At 75.5% G+C, this 2,578-nt stretch carries 2 protein-coding genes; both read left to right on the top strand.

From position 1 onward, the window contains the following. Positions 1-973, top strand: a 973-nt coding sequence (locus HUX53_RS31655; protein ID WP_217920148.1) for a CU044_5270 family protein, incomplete at its 5' end; no start/stop codon positions are given. A 77-nt stretch (positions 974-1,050) separates the two neighbouring features. After that, positions 1,051-2,578 (top strand): hypothetical protein (locus tag HUX53_RS31650; protein ID WP_309237524.1); only part of this gene is annotated, 1,528 nt, incomplete at its 3' end.

The following is a 2,578-nucleotide window of genomic DNA, read 5'->3' as shown; positions in this document are numbered from 1 at the left end:
GGCGGTGAGAGAGATGTGTAAGGAGGAGGCGCACGGGACGGCGGGGCGGCTGGCCGGGGCCGAGCTGGTCCTGGCGGGGGGCGCCGCCGGGGCCGTCGTCGTCACGGGAGGCGGCGAGAACACGCCCGTGCCGCCGGCGGCACAGGGGCCCGCCGATGCGCGCACCTTCCTGCTGGCCAGCGCCACGACCGCGGCGAAGGCCCCCGCCACGACCGGCCGCTACTGGTACAACCGGCAGCGGACGGCGCTGGACGTCGGCGGGCACCGCATGGTCGTCGCCGGCAAGGGCCGGGACGTCCGCAAGGTGAACAAGAAGATCTCCTACAAGGCCGTCATCGAGATCCCGGGCGAGGTCTGGATCGCGCGCGACGGCGGCAAGGGACGCAAGACCAGCGGCCCGGAGAAGCTCGTCTTCCCCACCGCCGAGGACGAGGCTCGCTGGAGGAAGGACGGTTCGCCCCGCCTCGTGTCCGGCTCGAACGGGAAGCGGGTCTGGGAGGGCCCGACGCGCCTGAGCCTCGGCAACGGACAGCTGACCTTCGAGCAGCTCGCGGCGCTGCCCACGGATGCGGGGCGCCTGTCGGCGGTGCTGCGCGACCGCTACGCGCGCGACCTGAAGGACGCCGAGAACCCGCTCAAGGCCACCTTCACCGCCTACGTGTGGGGGATCGCGCACGACCTGCTCGGCGGGCCGATCACGCCCGGCACCAAGGCGGCGCTGTTCAAGGTCCTCGCCGGGCTGCCCGGGATCCGGATGATCGGCAAGACCACGGACCGGCTCGGCCGTCCCGGCATGGCCGTCGCCGCGACGTCGGCCCCGGACGGCGGCGCGGGCGCGACCGAGTCCCGCCTCGTCATCTCGGCGAAGACCGCCGACCTCCTCGAATTCCGGATGGGGGAGTCCGGGGAAGGGGCCGAGGTGACCACCTACGAGACGATGGGGTGGGTCGGCTCGCTCGGGGCGCGTCCCTAGAAAGTGCCGAAGAAGCGGCGCTCATTGGGCGGATTTCGCCCATGAGCGCCGCACGCCGCGCGGGTTAGCGTCCGTCCGTGACCTGGAACGGCGGGGGATCGCTCAGCGGCGAGCGGATCCTGATCGCGCTCGGCGGCAACGCCATGACCGCACCGGACGGCAGCGCCACCCCGGACGCGCAGGCGGCCGCGATCGAGGCCGCGATGGGGCATGTGGCGGAGCTGGTCGCGGCCGGCGCGCGGGTCGCGCTCACGCACGGCAACGGGCCGCAGGTCGGCAACCTGCTGATCAAGAACCAGCTGGCGGCGGGCGTGGTGCCGCCGGTCCCGCTGGACTGGTGCGGCGCGCAGACGCAGGCCACCGTCGGCGTGATGATCATGAACGCGCTGGAGCGGGCGCTGCGCGCGCGGGGCGCCGGCCGCAGGGTGGCGACGGTGGTGACGCGGACGCTCGTGGACGCGTCCGACCCCGGGTTCGCGGCCCCCGCCAAGCCGATCGGCCGGTACTTCCCCGAGGAGCAGGCGCGCCGGTCCATGGCGCACGGCGAGGTGTGGCGGCCGTTCGGGGAGCGCGGCTGGCGGCGCGTCGTCGCCTCCCCGGAGCCGCTGGAGATCCTGGACGCGGACGCGGCCGGGGCGCTGCTCGCCGCCGGGTACGTCGTCGTCGCGGCGGGCGGCGGGGGAGCGCCCGTGGTCCGGGTGGACGGGGTGCTGCGCGGCGTCGAGGCCGTCGTCGACAAGGACCTGGCGGCGCAGTTGCTGGCCCGGCGGCTCGGCGCGACCACGCTCGTGATCGCCACGGACGTGGCGAACGCGATGGCCGGGTTCGGCACGCCGCACGCCCGGCCGCTGCACCGCACCACGCTCGCCGAGCTGGCGGAGCTGGCCGCCGCCGACGGCATCGAGATCCGCGAACCGGACCCGCTGCCGTCCGCCGCGCCCTACCCCGCGTACCGGAAGGTGCGCGAGTCGCTGGACGTCCTCGGCAAGCAGCACCTCGCCGACTTCCTGTTCGGGCCGCGGCTGACCGGCCCGATCCACGTCCTGGACGGCTTCACCGCCCCCGGCGACCTGCGCCTCGACGACGCGGCCGTGGCGGCGGCCGGCGCCGAATGGGCCCGCCGCAGCCGCGACACGAGCACCACCCACGCCGACACGATCCTCGCCGCGCTCCGCTCGGACGCCGACCCGCACGCCCTGCTGCTGTTCGACGTCGTCGACCGGCTCCGCGAACGCCTCCGCCAGCGAGCCTCGGAACGCGCCCTCCTCCGGCACGCGATCGAGGACCTCGGCATCGAGCAGGGCGACGCCCGCCGCCTGGTGTTCGCGATCGTCCGCGAAACGGGCCCCAGCGGCGGCCTGGCCGGCCGCCTCCGCGGCCTCCTCGACGCCGGCGACGTCTACGCCGCCGCCGAACTCGCCGACGCCGCGAAGATCCCGCCCCCGTCCGCGCACGGCGACTCCCCCGAGGAGGAGGTTCTAGCCGCCGAGGCCCGCCACCGCCTCGACACCGCCCTGCGCCTCCGCGAGACCGCGACGGCCGAACCCGACCCCGACCGCGCCTACCGCCTCCTCGCCGACGCCCTACGCCTCGTCCGAGACCTCC

Origin of the sequence: Actinomadura sp. BRA 177, assembly GCF_013372625.1 — a bacterium.
GTDB lineage: Bacteria > Actinomycetota > Actinomycetes > Streptosporangiales > Streptosporangiaceae > Spirillospora.
This window is presented reverse-complemented; position numbering and strand designations above follow the sequence as displayed.